Origin of the sequence: Arthrobacter sp. Hiyo1 (genome assembly GCF_001263615.2) — a bacterium.
Lineage (GTDB): Bacteria > Actinomycetota > Actinomycetes > Actinomycetales > Micrococcaceae > Arthrobacter.
On sequence record NZ_DF952471.1, the window covers coordinates 420,054 to 421,025 of the forward strand.

2 protein-coding genes are annotated in these 972 nt (G+C 64.5%); one reads left to right on the plus strand and one right to left on the minus strand.

The window, feature by feature from the left end:
• Positions 1-110 precede the first annotated feature (110 nt).
• Positions 111-491 (minus strand): YciI family protein, encoded by a 381-nt coding sequence (locus AHiyo1_RS13480; protein WP_253257325.1) that lies wholly within the window; start codon positions 489-491, stop codon positions 111-113.
• 100 nt (positions 492-591) lie between these two features.
• Between AHiyo1_RS13480 and AHiyo1_RS13485 the strand changes: the two genes are divergently transcribed.
• Positions 592-972: glycerate kinase (locus AHiyo1_RS13485; RefSeq protein WP_148667579.1), on the plus strand; the 381-nt coding region annotated here is incomplete at its 3' end.

Here is a 972-nt window from a genome sequence, read left to right on the forward strand (position 1 = left end):
CGTCCTCGGCGGCGTCGATGCTGCCCAGAACGCGGACCAGGACCGCCACGGATCGTCCATACTCTTCACGGAATATTCGTGCGATCTCCGAAATATGGACCACGGGGAAACTATTCCCGGTAGCCCGCGAACGGCCGGACCTCGATAGGCAGCGTGGTGGCTTGGGCGGCTTTGCGTCCCCAGCCAAGTGCCACGTCCAGGTCCGGGGCTTCGATCACCCACAGGCCGCCCACGTGTTCCTTGGCCTCAGCGAAGGGGCCGTCCGTGGTGAGAACCTCGCCGTCGTTCACACGCACCACTGTGGAGGTACTGGCAGGGTGCAGGCCACCCGTGAAAACCCAGGCGCCGGCGTCGCGCATTTCCTGGTTCAGGACGTCAAGATCGGCCATGATTTTGTTGAGGACTTCGGGCTCCGGGGCTGGGCCGTCGCTGGTAGATGCTGAGCAGATAACGTGGCATGACTGTTCCTCCTTGGGATGTGGCGCCGGCACCGTGCCCGCGTCTCACCCTCTATACGAACGGCGCCGGCTGTTTTCGACATCTCCGCGCACGAATCTGCGAAAAGCTTAGCCCCGCTGGCAGGATGGGAACATGCGCATCCTGATTGCCCCGGACAAGTTCAAAGGCTCCCTCACCGCCGCCGAAGCAGCCTCAGCGATGGCCGAGGGGGCATTGCGCGTCTATCCGGACGCCGTGGTGACGCAGTTTCCGATCGCCGACGGTGGCGAAGGAACACTGGAAGCAGCCGTGGCGGCGGGCTACGAAGAGCGGATCAATGCGGTCGTCGGTCCCATCCTCAAGCCGGTAGGCGCTGCGTGGGCCATCCGGCAAAATGCCTTTGACGGAGCCACTGCGGTGATCGAAACGGCGCAAGCCTCCGGACTGGCACACATGGAGCCGACTCCGGAAAACGCCCTGCGCGCCCACAGCTACGGTTGCGGCCAGCTCATCGCCGCCGCCCTTGACGCCGGA